Raw genomic sequence first — 19,383 nt, 5'->3', positions numbered from 1 at the left:
CCTGCTTATGAGACAAAGACATGTTGACTGTTCATAATCGACATAGGCAACGAGGTCGCGATGAACGGCGGCAGGCAGTTCGACGGTGATCTTGACCGGACGGTCATAGGGAATGGCGGAAAGTTTCAGCTTGGTCATGATGGATCCTTTGACGTGCCGTAAGGCACAAGAAGAAGGTCGCGATTGACAATCACGCGAACCGGGAAACCGGGCCGCACGGTGAGCGTAGGCTGGACATTGAGCTGATTGCGCATGAGCTGCTGGCCCATATCGGAGGCCGAATCTTGCGCGCTTTCGCGGATGGCCTTGGCGATTTCGCTTTCGTCGTCGCTGGACCCAAGCGATGTCCCAATGCCCAGTAATGTCGAGAGTGCTGCGGCCCGGAACATCTGGCCCCAATGACGGTCGACCTCGTCCTCCAGCCCAGAAAATCCTTCAGCGTCTGCGCCCTGCTGGCGCTCCAGGACGATCGAGGTGCCGTCAGGCATGATCAGCCGGTTCCAGACCAGCAGCACGCGCGACTGGCCGAAGGCGACGTGGCTGTCGTACTGGCCGATCAGCCTCGCACCCTGCGGGATCAGGAGATGGGATCCTGTCGGGCTGTCATAGACATTTTCCGTGACCTGAGCGGTGATCTCGCCGGGCAGGTCGGAGCGGATGCCGGTGATAAGGGCAGCTGGAATGACGCTGCCGGCTTGCACCACATAGGGCGAGGCCTTCTTGGCGAGCCGATCGGGGCTGACTGTGCGACGGTCTGGCTCGGCATTGACGAAGGCCAGCTTGCGATCCTGCACGTTTTGCGCGGCGCCAGGATCGATCGGTGGCGGCCCCAGCGGCGGAATCAGACCAGATTGGGTGTCCGGTTCTATGACTCTGCCGCCAGGATCCTGTCGTGTGGGACCAGGTCTCGTGTTCGTATCGGTGAAGAGCTTCGCCACGCGTGCGGCCTCGATCTCGGCCAGTCGGCGCTGCTCCTCCGGATCGGCGCGCGGTCCACTGACGTTGGACGCCCCAATCGGCTGGCCGCGCTCCTGCGCGCGCAAGATCGGCCGGCCCAAATCGCCAGGCAGCGCGGGGCCGAGTTGCGGAACACCTGCATAGTCCTTCGGCAGCTTCTGTAGCCCGTCGGCCGTTGAGCGGTTTTCGGTGGTGAAGAGCTCGGGCGGCTGTTCGGTTCCGCGCTGTCTGGTGTCGAGCGCCCAAATCAACGTGCCGAGGATCGCAGCGCTGGGAACTCCACCGACGCCTATCAGCACCTTGCGCGACAGTCGCGTGACCCTGGCCGGTTCGGGCCGAAGGCGCAGTTCCGCTCGAATGTCCTGGTTGGGTGCATTTGCAGGGTCGCTCATCGGAACAGCCTCGTGCTGGGCGAGGTTCGTTTGCCGTCCGTGCGCACGATGCGGACGCGCTTTTCGCTTGTTTTGTCGCCGAGCCTCAATTCAGCGGCGGCAAACAGCCGATCAACGACATAGTAGTTCTGGCGAGCACGGTAGTTGACCAGCTCCGAGCCGCCCGATGGGCCGATGACAAAGAGCGGCGGCATTTCACCTTGCCCTATGCCCGACGGGAACTCGATATAGACTTTTGCACCGTCATCGAAGGCGCGAAGCGGCCGCCAGGGCGCCATGTCGCCTTCGATGCGATAGCGAAAATTCAGTTTCTGGATGTCGACGCCGGACGCGACCGGCTGTGCAGCGGAAGCCTGCGCGTTCTGGCGCCGCAGCGCAATCAGCTGGTCCTGCGGGTACTGCCAGGAGACCGAAGCCATGTAGGTCTTTTCGGTCGAGCGCAGCTCGAGATGATAGGTGCGGCGGTCGCTGTTGATGACGAGATTGGTCTGCAGATCCGGCCGTGTCGGCTTCACAAGAATATGGACCTGCTGGCGCTCCCCTGCCCCACTTTGCGTATCGCCGATGATCCAGCGCACCGTGTCGCCGGCGGCCACAGGCCCGGAGCCGACAAGCTGTTCGCCCGGCTGCAAGGCGATGTCGGTGACCTGGCCGGGCGCGGCATAAATCTGGTAGAGCGCGCCCTCACTCCACGGATAGAGCTGGATGGCATTGACGAACCCGTCGCGAACCGGCTGCATCCTCGCTGCCTCGTTCGCCTGGCTGATACGCTGCTTCGGATCGGTCGGCTCCGGCTTCACCTTCGTAGCGTCGACTGGTTTCAACTGACCAGGCAGCGGAAGCGGTTTCGGCACTTCCACCACTTTGACCGGACCATGCGGGTCGAGCCTGCGCACCGCAGGCACCGCATCGTCGTAGGCGATTTCCGGCGGAATGTATTTCTTCGATGCACAGCCGGCGAGCGCCGTTGCCGACAGCAGTGTCAGGGCAAGCCTACGTGCCTTGGGCGCATTGCGCGTGGCCGGTCTCGCCGATGTTCTTGTTGGTGCTGCACGCATCATGAAAACTCCTTCGACCAGCTGATGGCGTTGACATAGACGCCAAGCGGATTGGCTTTGAGCCGGTCAGCGTCGCGGGGTTGCTGAATCGCGATTGTGAGGATTGCGGTCCAGCGCTCGGTGCCGGCCAGGTTGCCATTCTCGTAACGGCGCTCGACCCAGGCGACGCGAAACGAATCGGGGGTAGCACGGATGACGCTGGAAACCTCGATGGCGATCTGGAGTTTGCCCAATTTGGCAAAAGGGTCGTTCAACCGGGCGTAATCATTAAGGGAAATGGCGCCGCGGTCTGTGGTGTAGTCGTAGGCGCGCAGCCAGTTTTGGCGGACGATGACCGGGTCGGCCGGAATGCTTCTGACCTGTTCGATGAAGCGGGCCAGATGCCAGGCGACCTGCGGATCGGTCGGCCGATAGTCGGCAACGGCCGGAGCGACAACCTGCGCTTCACCGAACTTGTCGACCTCCACCACCCAGGGAACCACTGAGCCGCGCGTTGACTGCCAGACCAATGCGGATGCAAAACCGCCGGCCAGGACGAGAGAGCCGAAGGCCATCAGCCGCCAGTTTCTCGCCTGGACGCGAGCCGAGCCGATGCGCTCGTCCCAAATCTGGGCTGCACGCTGATATGGCGTCTCGGGGTGAGGCGTTTTTGCGTAACGAACAAAAGGGCGTCTTAAGGGGGTCATCGGCGGTCGTCCTGATCGAGGGAAACATTCATCGAGCCGCCCCCATCATCACTTGAGTGGACCGAATGGGCGGCGATACTGGCGCCGTGGCCCATGGCCTGGTTGCGCTTCATGCGTTTTGCCCATGCGGGCGGGGCGTCGGAACTGGTGTCGGAGGCCGACCAGTCACCCGAGGAAGCCGTTCCCGACGATCGCTCTCCACTCGTCGCACTCCAAGCCGCAAAGCGGCCGGCATCATAGCTGTCGGACAGCGCCGAGGCGGCGCGCGACATGGCCTGCTTCACCGGTCGAACGGCAGCGCTGGCACCGGCCCTGGCGACACCCGCCACGCCGGCGGCGACCGAGCCTGCACCACCTCTTCCAGATGTCGCTGCGCCAAGTTCCCAGGCGGCCGAAGTGCTGCCGGCCAAATGCGCGCCGCGGCGTGCGGCTGCTGCCGACATACGCGCACTGCCATTGAGTGCGCCTGCCGCGCCGCTCAATCCGGCGCGAGCACCCATAGCGCCAGCCACGCCAAGGCCGCCAGCGACGAGGCTCGTGCCAACAGCGGCACCTGCGCCCAGTTGCGGGGCACCGGAGACCAGCCCCGTCGCAATGCCGGGACCGAAGATCGACAGTCCCATCAGCGACAGAGCGCCCAGGACAAGCGACAGCGCATCCGTGATTGTGGGCTGTTCGGCGCCGAAGCCTTGGGTGAACTCGCCGAACAGGCCCGAGCCGATGCCGACGATGACGGCAAGGACCAGTATCTTCACGCCGGAGGCAACGATGTTGCCGAGCACTTTTTCGGCAAGGAAGGCGGTCCGGTTGAACAGCGCAAAGGGTATCAGCACAAACCCGGCAAGCGTCGTCAGCTTGAATTCGACCAGCGTGACGAATATCTGGACGGCCAGAAGAAAGAACGCAATCAGTACGATCGCCCAGGCGATCATCAGCACTACGATCTGGACGAAATTCTCGAAGAACGAGACGTAGCCCATCAGCTGGCTGGCGGCCTCGAGGATTGGATTGCCGGCATCGATGCCAACTTGCGCGACGCGGCCCGGCTGCAGCAATGCCGAGCCTGAAAGTGCCGAGCCTCCAGCCTTCAGGCCGAGCCCGGAAAAGCTCTCGAAGACGATGCCGGCAAGACGGTTGAAGTTGCCGATGATGAAGGCAAAGAAGCCGATATAGAGCGTCTTCTTCACCAGTCGGTGCAGCACGTCTTCATCAGCACCCCATGCCCAGAACAGGCCGGCCAGTGTGATGTCGATCACAATCAGGGTCGAAGTGAGAAACGCAACTTCCCCACCGAGCAGGCCAAATCCTGAATCGATGTAGCGAGTGAAAGTCTCGAGGAAGCGATCGATGACGCCGGTGTCGTTCATGGCGCCACCGTTTCGGGATAGGGCCGGTCTTCCGCGAAAGGCGGCGTTGGCGGTTGGAGCGGCGGCAGCCGGGTCGGGCCCTTTTCGGTCGGCGGAGCCACGTTTGGCATGATCGGGCGGAATGGCCGCAGGAAGCGTCGGCGGCCTTCCGCCCAGGCTTTCCTGCAGGCGTCGTCATCGATCGCCGCAATTCCGATGTCCCGGCATCGGGCAAGCTCGACGCTTGCCGGCTCGCCGCCCGGATATGCGGAGCGCGGGGAGGACGCGTCCTGCGAGCCGCCGCCGCGCAGCGCCATGGAGGCGGCGGTCATGGCGGCGCCAAGGGCAAGAACGGCTGTTATCCGGGCGGCGATCTTGAGATCCATGCGGTCTTCGCCTCAGTCGTGGAACATTTTTACGGATGACGCACTGTAGCTGCTGCCCGTCATGAAACGGCTGAACTGTTCCCGCGCCTGCTCCTGTGCGGCCGCCCTTCTCGCTTGCTCAAGAGCTTCGGCTCGTCCTTGTGCGGCCAGCATCGCAGTGAGATCGGCAACTTGCTTGGCCTGCACGGCAAGAAGCTGGTTGCCGGCTTGCGTCGCCTGCAGCACGCCGACAGCCGACTGGCTGGCGCTGACCAGCGCACTCGTCTGCTCCTGTGTCTCTGCGATGTTGTCTACTGCGACGGCGCCGGTCTTCAGCGAATGCTCAAAGGCCGACACCGAGGTCTGCCAGCGTTGACGCGCGCCGTCGACAAGCTGCTGGCTGGAGAGTTCCGACCCGAAATTCTCGTAAGTGGAGGTAAACTGGCTCTCGATCTCCTGGACGCTATAGGCCAGCTTGTCGGCCTCGCCGAGCAGGCTCTTCATCTCGGAAAAATTGGCCTCGATCTGGCCAAGCAGCGAGGTTGGCAGGGAGGTGAGATTCTTCGCCTGGTTGATCAGCATCTGCGCTTCGTTCTGAAGCGAGCTGATCTGGTTGTGGATCTGCTCCAGCGCACGCGATGCCGAAAGCAGGTTCTCGGCGTAGTTCTTTGGGTCGAACACGATCAGTGCCGATGCCGGTGCCGATGACAGCGCCGTCGCGACGACGATTGCGCCGGCTGCCGCCATGCGACGGATACGCCGACCTGCAAGAACGGAATTCATGAGGGAAGCTCCTTTGTGGATTGGTCGATCACGCCAGTGAGATTGGGAATGAGGTCTGCCGCCCAGGAGAGACCACGGTTCGTAAGCCAGGCCTCGAGGAAATGGTCTCGCCCCGCCCCGGCGATTATCCGGTCGATCGCGGCCTGGTCCGATTTGGACGATGCGGCGCAGAGCGCCAGCGCGATCGGACCAAGCCCCAGCTCGAACAGGCGGTTGCCGCGGCGGCTTTGACAGTAATAGTCGCGCTTCGGTGTCGCTCGGGCGACGATCTCGATCTGGCGATCGTTGAGACCAAAGCGTCGGTAGATCTCTGTGATCTGCGGCTCGACGGCGCGCTCGTTCGGCAAGAACAGCCGCGTCGGGCAGCTTTCGACGATTGCCGGTGCGATTGGCGATCCGTCGATGTCCGAAAGCGACTGGGTGGCGAAGACCACGCTGGCGTTCTTCTTCCTCAGCGTCTTCAGCCATTCGCGCAACTGGTCAGCGAAACCGCCGTCGTCGAGCGCGAGCCAACCCTCGTCGATGAGCAGCAGTGTCGGCCGGCCGTCCATCCTCTGCTCGATGCGGTGGAACAGATAGGCGAGCACGGCGGGCGCTGCACCTGTGCCGATCAGGCCTTCGGTTTCGAACGCCTGGACCGAAGCCTCGCCCAGCCGCTCGTGCTCGGCATCGAGCAGGCCGCCATAAGGGCCACCGATGCAATAGGGAAGGAGCGCCTGCTTCAGCGGCGAAGATTGCAGCAATACGGACAGGCCAGTCAGCGTCCGTTCGTGGACGGGCGCAGAGGCCAGCGACGTCAACGCCGACCACAGATGTTCCTTTACCTGCGGCGTGATGGACACGCCTTCGCGCAGAAGGATGTCGACAATCCAGTCGGCCGCCCAGGCTCGCTCTGGCGTATGATGAATATGGGCGAGCGGCTGTAGCGAAACGGTATGAACGTCGTCCGACAGATCGGCCAAAGTAAGCAAGGGCAACGGATCGTCAGCCCCCTGCCCAGTTCCGGCATTTCTTCCGAGATCATGCCAATCGCCATGCATGGCGAGAATGGCCGCGCGGATTGAGCCGCCGAAGTCGAAGGCAAAAACCTGGCTGTGCTCGTAACGTCGGAACTGCAGCGCGATCATCGCCAACAGGACCGACTTGCCGGCACCGGTCGGGCCGATGACGAGGGTGTGGCCGACATCGCCGACGTGAAGGCTGAACCGGAACGGTGTGGCGCCTTCCGTTCTGGCGAAGAACAGCGGCGGGGCGCCAAAATGCTCGTCCTCAATCGGTCCAGCCCAGACCGCCGAAAGTGGAATCATGTGGGCGAGGTTCAGAGTCGAGATCGGCGGCTGGCGGACATTGGCGTAGACGTGGCCAGGGATGCTGCCGAGCCAAGCCTCGACCGCGTTGACGCTTTCGGCGATGCAGGTGAAATCCCTGCCCTGAATGACCTTTTCGATCAGGCGCAGCTTTTCGTCGGCAATTGACGGATCAGCATCCCAGACCGTCACGGAGGCGGTGACATAGGCTTCGCCGATCTGATCTGAACCGAGATCCTGCAGGGCCGCGTCCGCATCGGCCGCCTTGTTGGCGGCGTCCGTATCAACGAGGACTGACGCCTCGTTGGTCATCACCTCCTTCAAAATTGCGGCGATCGATTTGCGTTTGGCGAACCACTGGCGACGGATCTTCGTCACCAGCTTCGTCGCGTCGGTCTTGTCGAGCATGATCGCCCGCGTGGACCAGCGGTAGGGGAAGGCAAGCCGATTAAGGTCGTCGAGAATCCCCGGGAAGGTCATGTTCGGAAACCCGATGATAGTGAGTGTGCGCAGATGCGCATCGCCAAGCCTCGGCTCTAACCCGCCGGCTAACGGCTGATCGACAAGCAAGCCATCGAGATGCATCGGCGTTTCCGGCACGCGAACGCGATGCCGCTTGGTCGAAATTGTTGAGTGCAGGTAACTCAGCGTCTCGCCATCATCGAGCCAGTCAGCTTCGGGAACGAAGCCTTCGATGAGGTTGAGCACGCGGTCCGTGCGATCGACATAACTCTTCAGGAGCTCCCAAGGATCGACGCCGGTCTTTTGCCGGCCTTCGTAGAGCAAGCTCTCCATTCGCGACGCTTCCTCGGCCGGAGGCAGCCACACGAAGGTGAGAAAGTAGCTGCTTTCAAACAGCACGCCGGACCCTTCGAACTGTTCGCGCCGCTCAACGTCGAGAAGCGCGGATGCGCAATCCGGGAACCGGCTGTCGGGATAGCCGCTGGCGGAATTGCGCTGCGCTTCGACAAAGATCGCCCAGCCGGAGCCGAGCCGGCGCAGCGCGCCGTTGAGCCGTGCGGTCGTGCCGACCAGCTCCGCCGGCGTGGCGGAGTCCAGGTCCGGCCCGCGAAAACGCGCCGTTCTTTGAAAACTGCCGTCCTTGTTGAGCACCACGCCCGGCGCCACCAGGGCGGCCCAAGGCAGATAGTCGACGAGGCTGGCGCTCTTGTTTCGATATTCCGCGAGGTTCATCACGGCGAAAACCTCAACAGCCGAAATGCGCGGGATAGCGCAGGTGCCGGCGAACCACGTCGACGAACTGCGCATCGCGCTTTGCCGCCCAGACGGCGGCGAGATGCCCGACCGCCCAGATGACGAGCCCCGCGATCCACAGACGAAGACCCAACCCGACCGCGCCTGCCAGCGTGCCGTTGGCGATAGCGACGGCGCGCGGCGCGCCGCCGAGCAGGATCGGTTCAGTAAGCGCGCGATGCACCGGCGCGAAAAAGCCACGGACTTCCTCCTCCATCAGATCAACGCCCCGCCGCCGAAGGAGAAAAAGGACAGGAAGAACGAACTTGCCGCGAAAGCGATCGACAGCCCGAAGACGATCTGAATCAGCCGGCGAAATCCGCCCGATGTGTCGCCGAAAGCGAGCGACAAGCCAGTGACGATGATGATGATCACCGCCACGATCTTGGCGACTGGCCCCTCGATCGATTCGAGAATTTGCTGAAGCGGCTCCTCCCAGGGCATGGAGGAGCCGGCAGCATGGGCGGGCGCAATCGTCATGATCGCGGCGGTCGTCGCATACGACAGCTCCACGGCAAGTTTGCGGATAGCCGATGAATTGAAGCGGATCGGGGTCATTCTGAAGCTCCAAAGGGCGAGTGGTGATTCACGGTCATTGTGGTCTCGACATTTGCTTCCAGGGTGCGGTAGTCACCGGTGGCCGCATCGAGCCCGTCGACAAAGGCGATTTCGACGAGCCGGCGCGCGGAGCCGCGGCCGGCGAGGACGGCGACGAGGTCTATGGTTTCGGCTATCAGCGCGCGCGGGACCGTGACGACGGCCTCCTGTACGAGCTGTTCCAGTCGCTGCAGTGCGCCAATGGCAGAATTGGCGTGAATGGTGCCGATGCCGCCGGGATGGCCGGTGCCCCAGGCCTTCAGCAAATCGAGCGCTTCGGCGCCCCGTACCTCGCCTATCGGGATGCGGTCGGGCCGAAGCCGCAATGATGACTTCACCAGATCGGACAGCGAGGCGACACCATCCTTTGTGCGCAGCGCTACAAGATTGGGCGCAGCGCACTGCAACTCGCGTGTGTCCTCGATCAGCACGACGCGCTCGGCGGTTTTAGCCACCTCCGCCAAAAGCGCGTTGACCAGCGTGGTCTTGCCCGTCGATGTACCGCCGGCCACCAGCACGTTCTTGCGTGTCTCCACGGCAAGCTGCAGGACGTCAGCCTGGCCTTCGGTCATGATGCCGGCAGCGACATAGTCTTGAAGCGTAAACACCGCGACTGCCGGCTTGCGGATGGCGAATGTTGGGGCCGTGACGACAGGCGGCAAAAGGCCCTCGAACCGTTCACCGGTCCCGGGCAGTTCAGCCGAAACGCGCGGCGAGCCCGAATGCACCTCCGCACCGACATGGTGCGCGACCAGCCTGACGATCCGTTCGCCGTCTGCCGCGATCAGTGTTTCATTGCTTGCAGCGAGTCCTTCGCTGAGACGGTCAACCCACAGGCGACCGTCGGGATTGAGCATCACCTCGACAATGGCTGGATCGTCAAGGAAGCCTGCGACCGCCGGGCCGAGGGCGGTGCGCAGCATGCGCGCGCCGCGCGATACCGCTCCCTTACTGGCATGATAGTTGGTCGCCATGCGGGTCCCCGTTTCTCGCCACGAACTGTTCTTGCCGCGGTCGGGGATCATTAGAAAAGGCAGGAGCGCCGGCCTTGCAACAAGCAAAACCGGCGATCGTGGCATGACGTGCAGAGACTTGCGAGATGCGGTGCCGCTACCGCGACAGCTCAGCAACCCGGTGCCCGACTGGCCATCGCCGCTCCAGCAGAACAGGCGGCTATATTCAAGAGGTGGCATCGCGACGGAGGATCAGCGCCTCGTTAGGTGCGTCTGACAGGATGAAGGGACTGCTTTCACGCTCTATGGACCGCTGCCGGAACGCTCTTTACCGCGGCCCCGGTAGAGTTCCTCGCCGGCCGTCGTCGGATTGGAGTCGACAGGCAGCTTCGGGAGACTGCGGTCGCCGCTTGGCAGGCGTCGGCCTGGCGATTGTCGTGGTCAATCCGGCGCGGGTAGGCGAGGCTAGCAGGTATGTTGAAGAGCGTAGAGAACTCTGGTAGAAATTGCCAGAAAGGTAGATTTTTGGAGTTTCTCGTGTCCCTGAACATCAAAAATCCAGCCACCGTTGCTCTCGCCGATGAACTCGCACGCCGCCAGGGTATCAGTAAGACAGCAGCCATTCATCAGGCCCTTAGCGAGCGCTTGCACCGCTTGGGCTTTGGAGAGACCGCTCAGGAGCGTCTGCTGGCAGAATTGCGCGCCATCCGAGAAAGAGTGGCACGATTGCCTGAACTGGATGGTCGCAGCGACGAGGAGATCATCGGGTATGACGAGCATGGAATCCCTAACTGATGGTGATCGATACCTCAGCTGTTGTAGCGATCCTTCGGAGCGAGCCTGAGGCAGCAAGGCTGGAACGAGCGCTAGTCTCCGATCCAATCCGTCTGATCCCGGCAACCTGCGTGCTCGAGGTACGCATGGTGCTGGTCAGCAGGCGCGGCGAACACGCGTTGGCTGAGATCGATCTTTGGCTGCGCAAAATCGAGGCCGACATCATTCCTGTCGACTCCGAATTGGTTGATCTTGCGACCCAGGGTTGGCTGACCTACGGCAAGGGCCACCACCCGGCGGCGCTGAATTTTGCCGATTGCCTCTCCTATGCTTTGGCAAAGCGTGCAGACGAACCGCTGCTTTTCATCGGCAAAGACTTCTGCCAAACGGATATCGAACCGGCATGAGCACGAGATTGTAAGATGATCGGCTGTCCCCAGCTTGAACCTGTAATAGCGCCCAATTAGTTTCGGCCCTGTCGGCTGGGCCTGCATCGAGGGGCGTCATGCCAATTGGTCCAAAAGCAGAGCAAGCTGGCGTCTTTCGTCTTTCCGATCTGGCGCTGCTGGGCCGCGTCTCGGATGGGTTGGAAGTTGAGGGCCAATCCAGCCGGCCAACTTGTAACTCAGACATTCACGGCCGCGACGCTGGCTGCACCAATAGATGATGGGCCTCGTCGAAAACAGCCCTTGGGAGGGCCCGAAGCTCGCTTGCTTGGTGGGTGAGATGCTCGAGATACTGCGTCGTCAGCGGGACAACCACTTGCGCTTGGGCCAAGTCACGACCGCGCTTGACTGGCTCGCGATCAGCTCGTTTTGAGACCCAGAATTGTGAGCAGCAAAAATACGCGGATCGGGAACCGCGAGCCGTAACGGTCCGCCTTTTTCATCGATGGCGATTGCTTCGAAAGCAGGGGCATTTTCCAACCATGCCAGACCAGATCAGCAGTGTGTGGGACCGCGAACCTGTTTTGAGAGGTACTTGAACTCCCCTTCGGGCAATTGGCCGCGCAGGTGTTTGGACGATACGCGCGCGGCATCATGGCCCACCAGATTCGGATTCGCGGCCAAGAGAACGACGTCGGCATAACTGTGCCTGAGATTCTGCTCGAGATCGCCGGCGGAACGCAGCCTCAGATGGTCTTTGAAAACGTGCTCTACGGATCGAGCCATGCAACATCTCCATTTGCGGCACCGAAGAGACATTCAGCCGGAGGGTTCTGGCGGTGCCGAACGGATGCGAGTGCGGTTGTTCCTCTGCTATGAGACAGGGCCGCAGAGGCCTGGAGAGGTGGACAGGCCGCATCGACCGACGAATAATTCTCGGGACTCGCCGGTTTGAAAGCCGTACTCTGCTTTGATCGGTGATAAACATTAAGGGCATCGCCGGCTGTGAGCGAGCATCGTGCTTCCGCCCCAATTCGGGAGGGAGCCATGAGCAGCCCCAACACCTCCAAAATTGGCGTCGCAAACTCAGAAGACCGCGATCGGGCGCCACAGCCAATTCCTAGCCCAGAGCCTGTATACAGAAACGAACTGCTGCGGCGCATGTCTCCGGCCGACCTTCAATTGCTCAGCCCTCACCTTCACAGCAGCTTTCTGCCATTGAGGACGCAGCTCGAAACCGCAAACGCCGCTATCGAGGCCGTCTACTTCTTTGAGACGGGGATCGGCTCGATGGTGGCGAAACTCCGGCCGGAGGTCGACGCCGAAGTTATAGTCATTGGTTTCGAGGGCATGACCGGCTCGGCGCTGATCATGGGCGGCGATCGATCGCCGCACGACTGCTACATTCAAGCGGATGCCGAGGTTGCCAGCATGGACGCCGAGCCATTCACAAAGGCGCTTTCCGACAGCCCGACGCTGCGGCTTTTTCTGCTGCGGTACGTGCACTACGCGTGGATCCAGGCAAGCTATACCGCCCTCGCCAATGCGCGTTTGAAACTGGAAGAACGGCTGGCAAGATGGCTGGTCATGTGCAACGACCGCATAGAAGGCGACCGGCTGCCGATTACCCATGAATTCCTGTCGGTCATGTTGGGTGTACGACGGCCGGGCGTCACCGTGGCACTTCAAATGCTGGAAGGCCGCGGCCTGATCAGGTCAAATCGTGGCGAGGTCATCTCCGTGATCGAACTGGTCTCATCACCTTGGCAAACAGCTCATATGGCCAGCCGGAGGCGGAATATGCCCGCCTGATCGGCGAGCAGGCATCTCCATGATCCGCGCCAATATCGAAGTCCGCCGATGGGATGAGACAAACTACCTAAAGCGGCAGGCCATCGCTAATGCTGGGCGGGGGGTCTCGATTCGCGAAGGGCAACCCCTGCTGGTTGCGACCGTTGAGTGAGGCACGCCGAGTCTCTCCCTTCCCGCAAAGAATTGATATCTTGAGACCGGAGGCTCTGTCAGCGCCGTTGGCGACCAGAGCAGGATATGGCTGCCAGTCCGGCGCGGGAACCACCATCCAGCCGCAGTCGACGTGTTGTCCGGGTCCCGGCCAGCGTCGACGTTACTCCGACCGATCCCACACACTGACCAGGTCGGTGACGAGCAGCCCTGCAAACGGCCTGAGAGAGCCTACCAAATGTGGCGGAACAAATCATGATCGTTTCTCATTGTGCTGATCAATCAAGGGAGATTGACCATGGGCGACCGGCACAACCCAAAAATCGAGGCATCGGCAAATGTCGGAAAAGACCCGGAAGATTGGGTCAGCGGAGATGACCCAATGACTCCCGCACAAGCCTCATATCTGAAAACTCTGGCCGAACAGGCCGACGACCCTGAGGCCTATGCCGACGGCCTTAGCAAGGCGGAAGCTTCTAAACGCATTGGTGCACTCCGGGAAAAGTTAGGCCTGTAGCGTCCGCCCGTGGCTTTTCGTCTCTAGCAAAGGACAGCCGATCGGATTGGATTGGGACAGTTTTGCTGCAGGTGACCCGCGATGAATCTTCTGAATTCAGTGCATTGTGGCTCGACCGGCGATCGAGACGACAAACGGCGGATGGGAGCGGCTCATAGGGTACAACAGCCCGCATTCGCCCCAAAACCCACCGAGACCTCGCACCCGCCGATCCAATCCTACTGTCGAAACAGACCAGGCCCTTCCGACGAGGGCGATGGTAACCAAAGACACAAACAGGACAAGGGCGATTGCAGCGCCCCAGAAGAAAACTTTTTCGGTGCCGCGTTGCTCTTCCTCGCGAGATATGTCTTTCGCTTCCTTTGCGAAGGTCAGCGACTGAGCAACGTGCTGTGCCAAGGCTGGGTTCCCGATAAACTACTTGCCCGCTTCGCACTGTGAGACAGTTCTCGGAATGAAACTCCAACCGTCGGTTGGTGGACGCATCGCAGCTGGTGCATCTAAAGTTCGCGTGGTCCGCGCGCACCGGGCATGTCCGACCCCCCGCTCGGTGCAACAGCGTTTGATCGACCCGCCGCATCAACCTGTGCGGCGGGCTTTTTTCCTCACGCGATGGAACACCGGCGCGCAGGAAAAGTTCTGCCCACGCAGCAAACTCTTTCCCTCATATTTTTGCTGCCAGATCGGATATCTCCGATCGGCCCGCGTCGTTCTTATCCTCCGGCGACGCGGGCTCGCCGTCCTGTTGTCGGTCGAGGAACCACAGAACAACCGAAAGCACGATGCTGTCAGGACCCGGTGCCAATCGGAGCACAAACGTGAAGTTCTCACGTTGGAGGTTGCGCGGATCCTGGTCAACCGTAGCGGCATATGTGAGGCGGGAGCGCCTTCACCGATCGCCTCGTCGGCTTCCTCTTGCAGGTCTAACTATGCGTTCTGATGTTCTTGGACCCAAATGAGCTGCACCGCGTTGTTTGCGCGCATGCTGTGCTTCGCAATCTGATGGAAAAATCCGACGCCCCTGCTGCACCGCAGACAGCTCCTGGTGCCGAAGCGCGCTTTCCGTACGATCGTGCGGCGGTTGAGCGGTTTCGACAGACATTCCCGCGCGCCAGGTGGAGTGACGAGCGCAGAACCTGGTTCGTGCCAGGAAAGACTGCAGAGCGGCGGATCCAGCGCTGGCTTGCGCAAGAGGCGGATTTGCGAGCAGCACATGATGACAGCAAGGGACGGGATGCCTTCGCCTTCGATCCCCTGTCGAGCCGGTATCTGGAAGTCGCGGACGACCTGCGCATTCGCACGCCTTATTCGCGGACGGTTCTTGAGGAACTGCGAGCCGTTCCATGGGCGAGCTGGGACGACGAACTGCGGGCCTGGAGGGTGCCTTTCCGCTCGTACGAGGAGTTGAAGCGCCATTGGCCAAGCATCGAAAGGGCCGCAGGCCGCGCAGAACCGGAGGAGAGGAAACGGCGACGAGAAGCGTCCAAAGATTCCGAGGAATATAAAGCCGCCAGATTGCGGTATGCCGAACGCAGGCGACGTCGCTATCCACTGCCCCCAGACGATTTACCCCGGCTTGGCCGTGCCGTGGCAACGGAGCAATACGGTATCGTGGTCTTCACCGAGATTTCGGGTGAACTCGTCGACGCCTCGCAGATAGCAGCGTTCTATCCGCATTTGATCGAGGCGAACGTCGACCACGTCTGGGGCCGATGGCGTCCGGCGACGTTGGCTGAATTGATTAGAACATGGCCCGCTCGGCGTGCTGCCGGATTACCGGAACGGCAGCGAGGCTGGTGGCAACCAACGCTGGCCGAACTCAGGATAGCTCGCCAAATAGCTCGAAGCCTGGCGCGAAGAAGGGCACAAGGCTTATGGCATTGTTCTAGCTTTTGAAGCTGGGGCCGTTTTCCACCGTCTGTCCGGTTGCCCTAGTGTTGAGATGTCACCCCGATCGGAGCCTTCCATGTGCAACGATTGCGAACAACATACGGCTTGGCTGAACATTGCTCGATGATGACGTCGCTGGCCTTGAAGGTCCCATGCATGAAACCGACTTGACGTGCGCGTAGGCGCACGACACCAGCATCGATGATCCGGCTCCAATAACCCGCGTGGCAGTAAAGCCATCGACCGGCTTCTATGACGTTTGGAACGCACCGGCCGGACCTAGACTAACGGTGGGCGGGTGGTCAACTTGCCTTCCGAGGGAGCTTGGGAGCAGCACACGATTCCTGCTTCCGGCGTGGCGTTGCTCGAATTTGCCAGAACGATGTACCTGAACGCGAAACATTCATTTCCGCTTCACGCTCAGCGTTTATGCCATCGCCGGACTGCGATGAAGTCCGCCGCTCCGCTACCGTGTGGCGGGCGCGCCAAGGTCATCCTGAAGGTCAAACCGTTTCTGCAGAATTTTGACGCACAAGGCCGATCCGAGGCCAACTGGGAGTGCATACCAGCTTGGAATTGTGCGGAACCGTACGAAGTCGATTGCAAGCAACCAACCCGGTTGGCCGGGCATTAATTTAGCAAAGCGTGAATTAGGAAGGCATCGGGAGGAAGACCATGCTGCACGTTAACATGCCTCGCGAATTTGAGGTCGGCGATGAGGTGGCGCTGGCAGGTATCGTGATCGCGATTCTCCCCAGTGGGCGCGCCAGGGTGAGCATTCCTTCGTATGACCATCCTTATACGATTGATCCGCCACCGAAAGTCCGGGCCGGCGACAGAGTGGTTCTTGTTGGGGACGTCACCCGCGTCGATCGCGGGGTGAACAAACTCACTGTGCGGATTGACTGCGGCGGGGTGATCACTGTCGACAATTCGGCGATTACTCGGCTGAGAAAGCGCAACCGGACTTCAGCGGGTTGACGCTCCGGATACACTGCCAGCGTCGGCGCAGGGAAGATGCAAGCGCCTTTGAACAGCCCAAGGGTGCGGCGCCGTCCGATAGATGGGAGCTCGACGGCTAGGGCACGCGTCCAGCGCAGCGCGTCCCTGGCGTCTTCCGGGTTACTGGTGAAGCAAGTCAGATTCGGGCCATCGCAAGCGCGCTTCACCTGCCGTCCGCTCTCGGCAACAGGCGGCCCGCCCGTCCAAGACGCGTAGCATGTGCCTTCGCGTGAAGGCACGCGGGCATCGCGATCGATCGTAACCTTTCTCTGCAACGAGCGCCTGTTCGCCGATCAGCAATTTCAATCGCGATAGGCTCCGGTTGGTGCGCATTATGGAGATCACATGTTCCGCCCGGCCCCGATGCCGGCAAAGGTCTGCTTCGGAGCGTCGCGAGGCAACTGGGCGACATGTTGCGGTGGAGCAAGCCGCCTGGGTTAAGAACCCGGCCACTGACGGCCATGCCGGTCAGTGGCGGCCACGACCGCACCGACAACGCCCGCAACGGCAATCAAGTCGTCGCTGAAAGCCCGCAAGGTGTCTGTCACGACATAGCGTGCCGGCGAAGCTCCGCCCTGGCGACCGGGATTCGTTGTAGGCCGACCGGACGGCAACGCCGGCCAGATGAGCGAGAACTCGGTGTTGGTCTCGATCAGGGTTGACGTTCGTCGACGACCGTCGGTAATTGCCGACTACGAGTCGAGGTCGTAGGGCTCGTGGCCCAGCTCGTTGTGATGAAGCGCCTCTGCCATACACCTGATATCGAACGCCTGGCCGCACGCCGGGCAGACGACATAATACTCCTCCTCCCGAAGTAGCGAAGCGTCGTGGTCTTGGGGAAGGACGATATCATCGTCGGGCATTGGGTCCTCCGGCAACCCGCCCGCTATGCTGGAACGCTTGCCGGCAGGATTTGTTTCAAAGTTATTGCGCCTAAGGAAAGGGTCCGATGTCCGGTTTTGACAGCGATGCCGTCCCACCGGGCTGTTCAAAGTGATTATCATCTGCAACCGTTGGTTACGGCACGGGCAAGAACCTTTTCCTCCGGCGGCAAGGCTCGAATTCAACCAAGCATGCGCGGTCGAAAGACCTCCAATTCGGCAACGCACACTGCTGGCCGAGATCGACTGTGGAGACGAATGCCGAGGGGGGTGGAAGCGGTTGAGTGGCCCCGTCCGTTGTGATTCGTTTGAGTTGTCTAGACTCGAACGGGATCACGACATGGGTTGGACGGAGACCGCCCGCCGGCGATATTGCCGCGCGGGGCAGCGACATGCAAACGCGTTGACGGACAGGGAATGGGCGTTGATCGAGCCGTTCCTGTCGGGAACGAAGACAACGGGACGACCGCGGACGACAGAACTTCGGGCGGTCGTGGACGCGCTTCTCTACATCGCCTGGACCGGCTGCCAATGGCGGGCATTGCCCGACCGGTTCCCGCCGGTTTCGACGGTTCAACGCTAGTTCTATGCCTGGCGGGACAACGGGCTGTGGAGACCATCAACTTGCACTTGGTGGCTGCGGCACGCCTGCGCTGGTCGCGAGGCGAGCCCGAGCGCCGGTGTCATCGACAGCCAATCGGCAAAGACCACGGACGTTGCCGGTTTGCGCGGTAACGACGCCGGCAAGAAGGTCAAAGACCGCAAGGGCCATATCATTACCGACAGCGAGGGACACTTGGTCGGGCTGAGGGTGCACGCAGCCGACTTCCAGGACAGGGATGGGGCAGTCGGCGTCATCGCCTCCATTCGACGGCCTTATCCCTGGTTGCGCCATCTGTTCGCCGACGCCGGCTATGCCGGAGAAAAACTGTCGCAGGCTCTGGCCAATCTCGGCACATGGACCATCGAAATCATCAAGCGCTCCGACGCAGCCAAGGGCTTTGAGATGCTGCCACGACGATGGGTCGTCGAGCGAACCTTCGCCTGGCTGGGACGTTGTCGCCGGCTCGCCAAAGACTTCGAGCCGACCATCGCCAGCGCTGAGGCGTGGATCTTCATCGCCTCGATCGGCCTCATGCTTCGCCGCATGGCAGCTCCGCGTCGTGCGTAACCGAGTTTCGAGTCAGGCTCTTAGAGCTTGTTCTCTGGCTCGACGGCGCAGAAACGACCGAGGATTACTTCCAGACCAGAATTGATCGTTCGGCGCATATGAGCACAAGCCAATACTCCCGGTTGGTCGATGAAAGGTTAAAGCGATCGGTGTTCGGCTCGAGGATTACTGCACGCATTCGCTTGGTGGACCAATGCTTCGATCATTTACAAGGCAACCCGGCAAGTGCAGGAACTTTCAATTATTCGCCGGTTCAAGTACGCTTCCGATTGCCATGTCGAACGCGCGGCCAAGGAGGAGGAAGGCATGCATCGGATCGCCACTCTTGCGACTTTCAGCATAGGGCTTGCCTTTTTTGCAACCATATCAGCGTCACAATCCCAAGCTGCACCTTGCGGTATCGTGCACAAGCAAGCCCGCCAGCCGCTGAGTGATCAAAATTTCTGGTTGCTCGCTGAACATGACGGCAAAGCTTTCGTCGACCAACGCACTTGCCTTGTTGCCCGGCTAGACAGGCTTGATCAACCCGCAACGCTGAGCGATGCGATGGGGTACTGCGCCACGCTCGGGCAAGGCGGGCCGCACGGCGACATGGGCTGGGAGCTTCCAACGATGGCGGAACTGACGAGCCTCGATTCGGCAGACTGGCCAAGTCAGCGCGAGGCGTTCGCGCAATACAAGCTGCCGCCGCTCGCACGTAGCGAAACCGAATACTGGACCCGCACTGAATGGCCGGGCCTGGCAGGGTCCTTTGCGGTCGTTGCCTTCAGTGCCCCCACCACTCTGGTGCGTCCGCTTGAAGCGTCCAAGAAGGCAGGCGTATGGTGCGTTTTTGGGGCGCCCGCCACAGGCTTGGACTAGCTGCCTGGCAGCCCGCGCAGATTGGTTGAGGTTAGGGCCCAAGGCCAGATCGTGACCTCCCGCATTCGAACCGTGGGCGCCGAACGATCCTTGGACGGGGCCAAGAGAGCGGAAAAGACAACTCTTTACGATGCGTTAACTGCATCAACACTTAGGCACGCATTTCCGTAACGGAATGCGAAAAGCCACGTGTATCGACAGACAAACCGTTCTATCTTACTTTAGCAGTGCATTTTAAAGC

General features: G+C 61.2%; 20 protein-coding genes and 3 pseudogenes. 8 read left to right on the top strand and 15 right to left on the bottom strand.

Going from position 1 to position 19,383, the window contains the following annotated elements; all coding sequences use genetic code 11:
* Positions 1 to 36: 36 nt before the first annotated feature.
* The 11 genes and pseudogenes from NKH90_RS11325 to trbB all read right to left on the bottom strand — a co-directional run.
* Positions 37 to 138: pseudogene (locus NKH90_RS11325) on the bottom strand (DUF2274 domain-containing protein); the annotation flags it as partial.
* Positions 135 to 1,349 carry a TraB/TrbI/VirB10 family type IV secretion system protein gene (locus tag NKH90_RS11320; RefSeq protein WP_352819391.1) on the bottom strand — a complete coding sequence of 405 codons (1,215 nt, stop codon included), beginning with the start codon at positions 1,347 to 1,349 and terminating at the stop codon, positions 135 to 137. The pseudogene NKH90_RS11325 and the gene NKH90_RS11320, both read right to left, overlap by 4 nt.
* The gene (gene trbG / locus NKH90_RS11315; protein WP_352819389.1) at positions 1,346 to 2,407 is read right to left on the bottom strand and encodes a P-type conjugative transfer protein TrbG; all 1,062 of its coding nucleotides are present in this window, start codon (positions 2,405 to 2,407) and stop codon (positions 1,346 to 1,348) included. The genes NKH90_RS11320 and trbG overlap by 4 nt, the downstream gene beginning before the upstream one ends.
* Positions 2,407 to 3,093 carry a conjugal transfer protein TrbF gene (gene trbF, locus NKH90_RS11310; RefSeq protein WP_352771843.1) on the bottom strand — a complete coding sequence of 229 codons (687 nt, stop codon included), beginning with the start codon at positions 3,091 to 3,093 and terminating at the stop codon, positions 2,407 to 2,409. The genes trbG and trbF overlap by 1 nt, the downstream gene beginning before the upstream one ends.
* Entirely contained in the window at positions 3,090 to 4,460 is a 1,371-nt protein-coding gene (trbL, locus tag NKH90_RS11305) for a P-type conjugative transfer protein TrbL (protein WP_352771845.1), read from the bottom strand. Before trbL ends, trbF begins: the two co-directional genes overlap by 4 nt.
* Positions 4,457 to 4,825, bottom strand: a complete 369-nt coding sequence (trbK-alt, locus tag NKH90_RS11300) for a putative entry exclusion protein TrbK-alt (protein WP_352819387.1) — start codon at positions 4,823 to 4,825, stop codon at positions 4,457 to 4,459. The genes trbL and trbK-alt overlap by 4 nt, the downstream gene beginning before the upstream one ends.
* A gap of 12 nt (positions 4,826 to 4,837) precedes the next feature.
* Positions 4,838 to 5,587, bottom strand: a complete 750-nt coding sequence (gene trbJ, locus NKH90_RS11295) for a P-type conjugative transfer protein TrbJ (protein ID WP_502898815.1) — start codon at positions 5,585 to 5,587, stop codon at positions 4,838 to 4,840.
* Positions 5,584 to 8,091 carry a conjugal transfer protein TrbE gene (gene trbE, locus NKH90_RS11290; RefSeq protein ID WP_352819385.1) on the bottom strand — a complete coding sequence of 836 codons (2,508 nt, stop codon included), beginning with the start codon at positions 8,089 to 8,091 and terminating at the stop codon, positions 5,584 to 5,586. Before trbE ends, trbJ begins: the two co-directional genes overlap by 4 nt.
* Positions 8,092 to 8,101: 10 nt before the next feature.
* Positions 8,102 to 8,365 (bottom strand): VirB3 family type IV secretion system protein, encoded by a 264-nt coding sequence (locus NKH90_RS11285; RefSeq protein WP_352685422.1) that lies wholly within the window; start codon positions 8,363 to 8,365, stop codon positions 8,102 to 8,104.
* Positions 8,365 to 8,628 carry a TrbC/VirB2 family type IV secretion system protein gene (locus NKH90_RS11280; RefSeq protein ID WP_352474837.1) on the bottom strand — a complete coding sequence of 88 codons (264 nt, stop codon included), beginning with the start codon at positions 8,626 to 8,628 and terminating at the stop codon, positions 8,365 to 8,367. Before NKH90_RS11280 ends, NKH90_RS11285 begins: the two co-directional genes overlap by 1 nt.
* 74 nt (positions 8,629 to 8,702) lie before the next feature.
* Positions 8,703 to 9,719, bottom strand: a complete 1,017-nt coding sequence (gene trbB, locus NKH90_RS11275) for a P-type conjugative transfer ATPase TrbB (RefSeq protein WP_352502876.1) — start codon at positions 9,717 to 9,719, stop codon at positions 8,703 to 8,705.
* 516 nt (positions 9,720 to 10,235) lie between these two features.
* Here trbB and NKH90_RS11270 point away from each other — a divergent pair.
* Together NKH90_RS11270 and NKH90_RS11265 are read left to right on the top strand one after the other, a co-directional pair.
* Entirely contained in the window at positions 10,236 to 10,493 is a 258-nt protein-coding gene (locus NKH90_RS11270) for a type II toxin-antitoxin system VapB family antitoxin (protein ID WP_352492342.1), read from the top strand.
* On the top strand, positions 10,493 to 10,879 hold the full coding sequence (locus NKH90_RS11265) for a type II toxin-antitoxin system VapC family toxin (RefSeq protein WP_352612595.1): 387 nt from the start codon (positions 10,493 to 10,495) through the stop codon (positions 10,877 to 10,879). The genes NKH90_RS11270 and NKH90_RS11265 overlap by 1 nt, the downstream gene beginning before the upstream one ends.
* Positions 10,880 to 11,105: 226 nt before the next feature.
* Here NKH90_RS11265 and NKH90_RS11260 read toward each other — a convergent pair.
* Both NKH90_RS11260 and NKH90_RS11255 read right to left on the bottom strand, forming a co-directional pair.
* Positions 11,106 to 11,398 (bottom strand): annotated as a pseudogene (locus NKH90_RS11260) (GSU2403 family nucleotidyltransferase fold protein).
* A gap of 15 nt (positions 11,399 to 11,413) precedes the next feature.
* Positions 11,414 to 11,644, bottom strand: coding sequence for a hypothetical protein (locus tag NKH90_RS11255; RefSeq protein ID WP_352502878.1), 231 nt, complete (start codon positions 11,642 to 11,644; stop codon positions 11,414 to 11,416).
* Positions 11,645 to 11,905: 261 nt separating this feature from the next.
* On the opposite strand from NKH90_RS11255, the gene NKH90_RS11250 reads away from it, so the two are divergent.
* Together NKH90_RS11250 and NKH90_RS11245 are read left to right on the top strand one after the other, a co-directional pair.
* On the top strand, positions 11,906 to 12,670 hold the full coding sequence (locus NKH90_RS11250) for a Crp/Fnr family transcriptional regulator (protein ID WP_352771850.1): 765 nt from the start codon (positions 11,906 to 11,908) through the stop codon (positions 12,668 to 12,670).
* Positions 12,671 to 13,118: 448 nt separating this feature from the next.
* A complete protein-coding gene (locus NKH90_RS11245; RefSeq protein WP_352502879.1) occupies positions 13,119 to 13,337 on the top strand; it encodes a DUF3072 domain-containing protein in 219 nt (72 codons plus the stop codon).
* A 96-nt stretch (positions 13,338 to 13,433) separates the two neighbouring features.
* Here the strand turns inward: NKH90_RS11245 and NKH90_RS11240 are convergent, their stop codons facing one another.
* Positions 13,434 to 13,736: a hypothetical protein gene (locus NKH90_RS11240; RefSeq protein WP_352771852.1), complete on the bottom strand. Its 303-nt coding sequence runs from the start codon at positions 13,734 to 13,736 to the stop codon at positions 13,434 to 13,436.
* A 603-nt stretch (positions 13,737 to 14,339) separates the two neighbouring features.
* Here NKH90_RS11240 and NKH90_RS11235 point away from each other — a divergent pair.
* Positions 14,340 to 15,233, top strand: a complete 894-nt coding sequence (locus NKH90_RS11235; protein ID WP_352771854.1) for a hypothetical protein — start codon at positions 14,340 to 14,342, stop codon at positions 15,231 to 15,233.
* A 669-nt stretch (positions 15,234 to 15,902) separates the two neighbouring features.
* Complete coding sequence (locus tag NKH90_RS11230; protein WP_352612590.1) at positions 15,903 to 16,208, top strand: hypothetical protein; 306 nt, start codon at positions 15,903 to 15,905, stop codon at positions 16,206 to 16,208.
* A gap of 713 nt (positions 16,209 to 16,921) precedes the next feature.
* On the opposite strand, the gene NKH90_RS11225 is transcribed toward NKH90_RS11230, so the two are convergent.
* Positions 16,922 to 17,092: a hypothetical protein gene (locus NKH90_RS11225; RefSeq protein WP_352819383.1), complete on the bottom strand. Its 171-nt coding sequence runs from the start codon at positions 17,090 to 17,092 to the stop codon at positions 16,922 to 16,924.
* Positions 17,093 to 17,450: 358 nt separating this feature from the next.
* Between NKH90_RS11225 and NKH90_RS11220 the strand changes: the two are divergent.
* Both NKH90_RS11220 and NKH90_RS11215 read left to right on the top strand, forming a co-directional pair.
* A pseudogene (locus NKH90_RS11220) lies at positions 17,451 to 18,281 on the top strand (IS5 family transposase).
* A gap of 225 nt (positions 18,282 to 18,506) precedes the next feature.
* Positions 18,507 to 19,142 carry an Lcl C-terminal domain-containing protein gene (locus NKH90_RS11215; RefSeq protein ID WP_352771857.1) on the top strand — a complete coding sequence of 212 codons (636 nt, stop codon included), beginning with the start codon at positions 18,507 to 18,509 and terminating at the stop codon, positions 19,140 to 19,142.
* Positions 19,143 to 19,383 lie beyond the last annotated feature (241 nt).

Source organism: Mesorhizobium sp. M0898 (genome assembly GCF_040319695.1).
Classification (GTDB): Bacteria; Pseudomonadota; Alphaproteobacteria; order Rhizobiales; family Rhizobiaceae; genus Mesorhizobium.
This window is presented reverse-complemented; position numbering and strand designations above follow the sequence as displayed.

Bases quoted from the DNA above. Each gene is read 5' to 3' on its own strand.
- NKH90_RS11235 (WP_352771854.1), top strand. From the start codon at position 14,340: ATGGAAAAATCCGACGCCCCTGCTGCACCGCAGACAGCTCCTGGTGCC.
- NKH90_RS11265 (WP_352612595.1), top strand. From the start codon at position 10,493: ATGGTGATCGATACCTCAGCTGTTGTAGCGATCCTTCGGAGCGAGCCT.
- NKH90_RS11320 (WP_352819391.1), bottom strand. From the start codon at position 1,349: ATGAGCGACCCTGCAAATGCACCCAACCAGGACATTCGAGCGGAACTG.
- trbB (WP_352502876.1), bottom strand. From the start codon at position 9,719: ATGGCGACCAACTATCATGCCAGTAAGGGAGCGGTATCGCGCGGCGCG.
- NKH90_RS11280 (WP_352474837.1), bottom strand. From the start codon at position 8,628: ATGACGATTGCGCCCGCCCATGCTGCCGGCTCCTCCATGCCCTGGGAG.
- trbJ (WP_502898815.1), bottom strand. From the start codon at position 5,587: ATGAATTCCGTTCTTGCAGGTCGGCGTATCCGTCGCATGGCGGCAGCC.
- NKH90_RS11245 (WP_352502879.1), top strand. From the start codon at position 13,119: ATGGGCGACCGGCACAACCCAAAAATCGAGGCATCGGCAAATGTCGGA.
- trbG (WP_352819389.1), bottom strand. From the start codon at position 2,407: ATGCGTGCAGCACCAACAAGAACATCGGCGAGACCGGCCACGCGCAAT.
- NKH90_RS11255 (WP_352502878.1), bottom strand. From the start codon at position 11,644: ATGGCTCGATCCGTAGAGCACGTTTTCAAAGACCATCTGAGGCTGCGT.
- NKH90_RS11285 (WP_352685422.1), bottom strand. From the start codon at position 8,365: ATGGAGGAGGAAGTCCGTGGCTTTTTCGCGCCGGTGCATCGCGCGCTT.
- trbL (WP_352771845.1), bottom strand. From the start codon at position 4,460: ATGAACGACACCGGCGTCATCGATCGCTTCCTCGAGACTTTCACTCGC.
- trbF (WP_352771843.1), bottom strand. From the start codon at position 3,093: ATGACCCCCTTAAGACGCCCTTTTGTTCGTTACGCAAAAACGCCTCAC.
- NKH90_RS11225 (WP_352819383.1), bottom strand. From the start codon at position 17,092: ATGCCCGACGATGATATCGTCCTTCCCCAAGACCACGACGCTTCGCTA.
- trbK-alt (WP_352819387.1), bottom strand. From the start codon at position 4,825: ATGGATCTCAAGATCGCCGCCCGGATAACAGCCGTTCTTGCCCTTGGC.
- NKH90_RS11250 (WP_352771850.1), top strand. From the start codon at position 11,906: ATGAGCAGCCCCAACACCTCCAAAATTGGCGTCGCAAACTCAGAAGAC.
- NKH90_RS11230 (WP_352612590.1), top strand. From the start codon at position 15,903: ATGCTGCACGTTAACATGCCTCGCGAATTTGAGGTCGGCGATGAGGTG.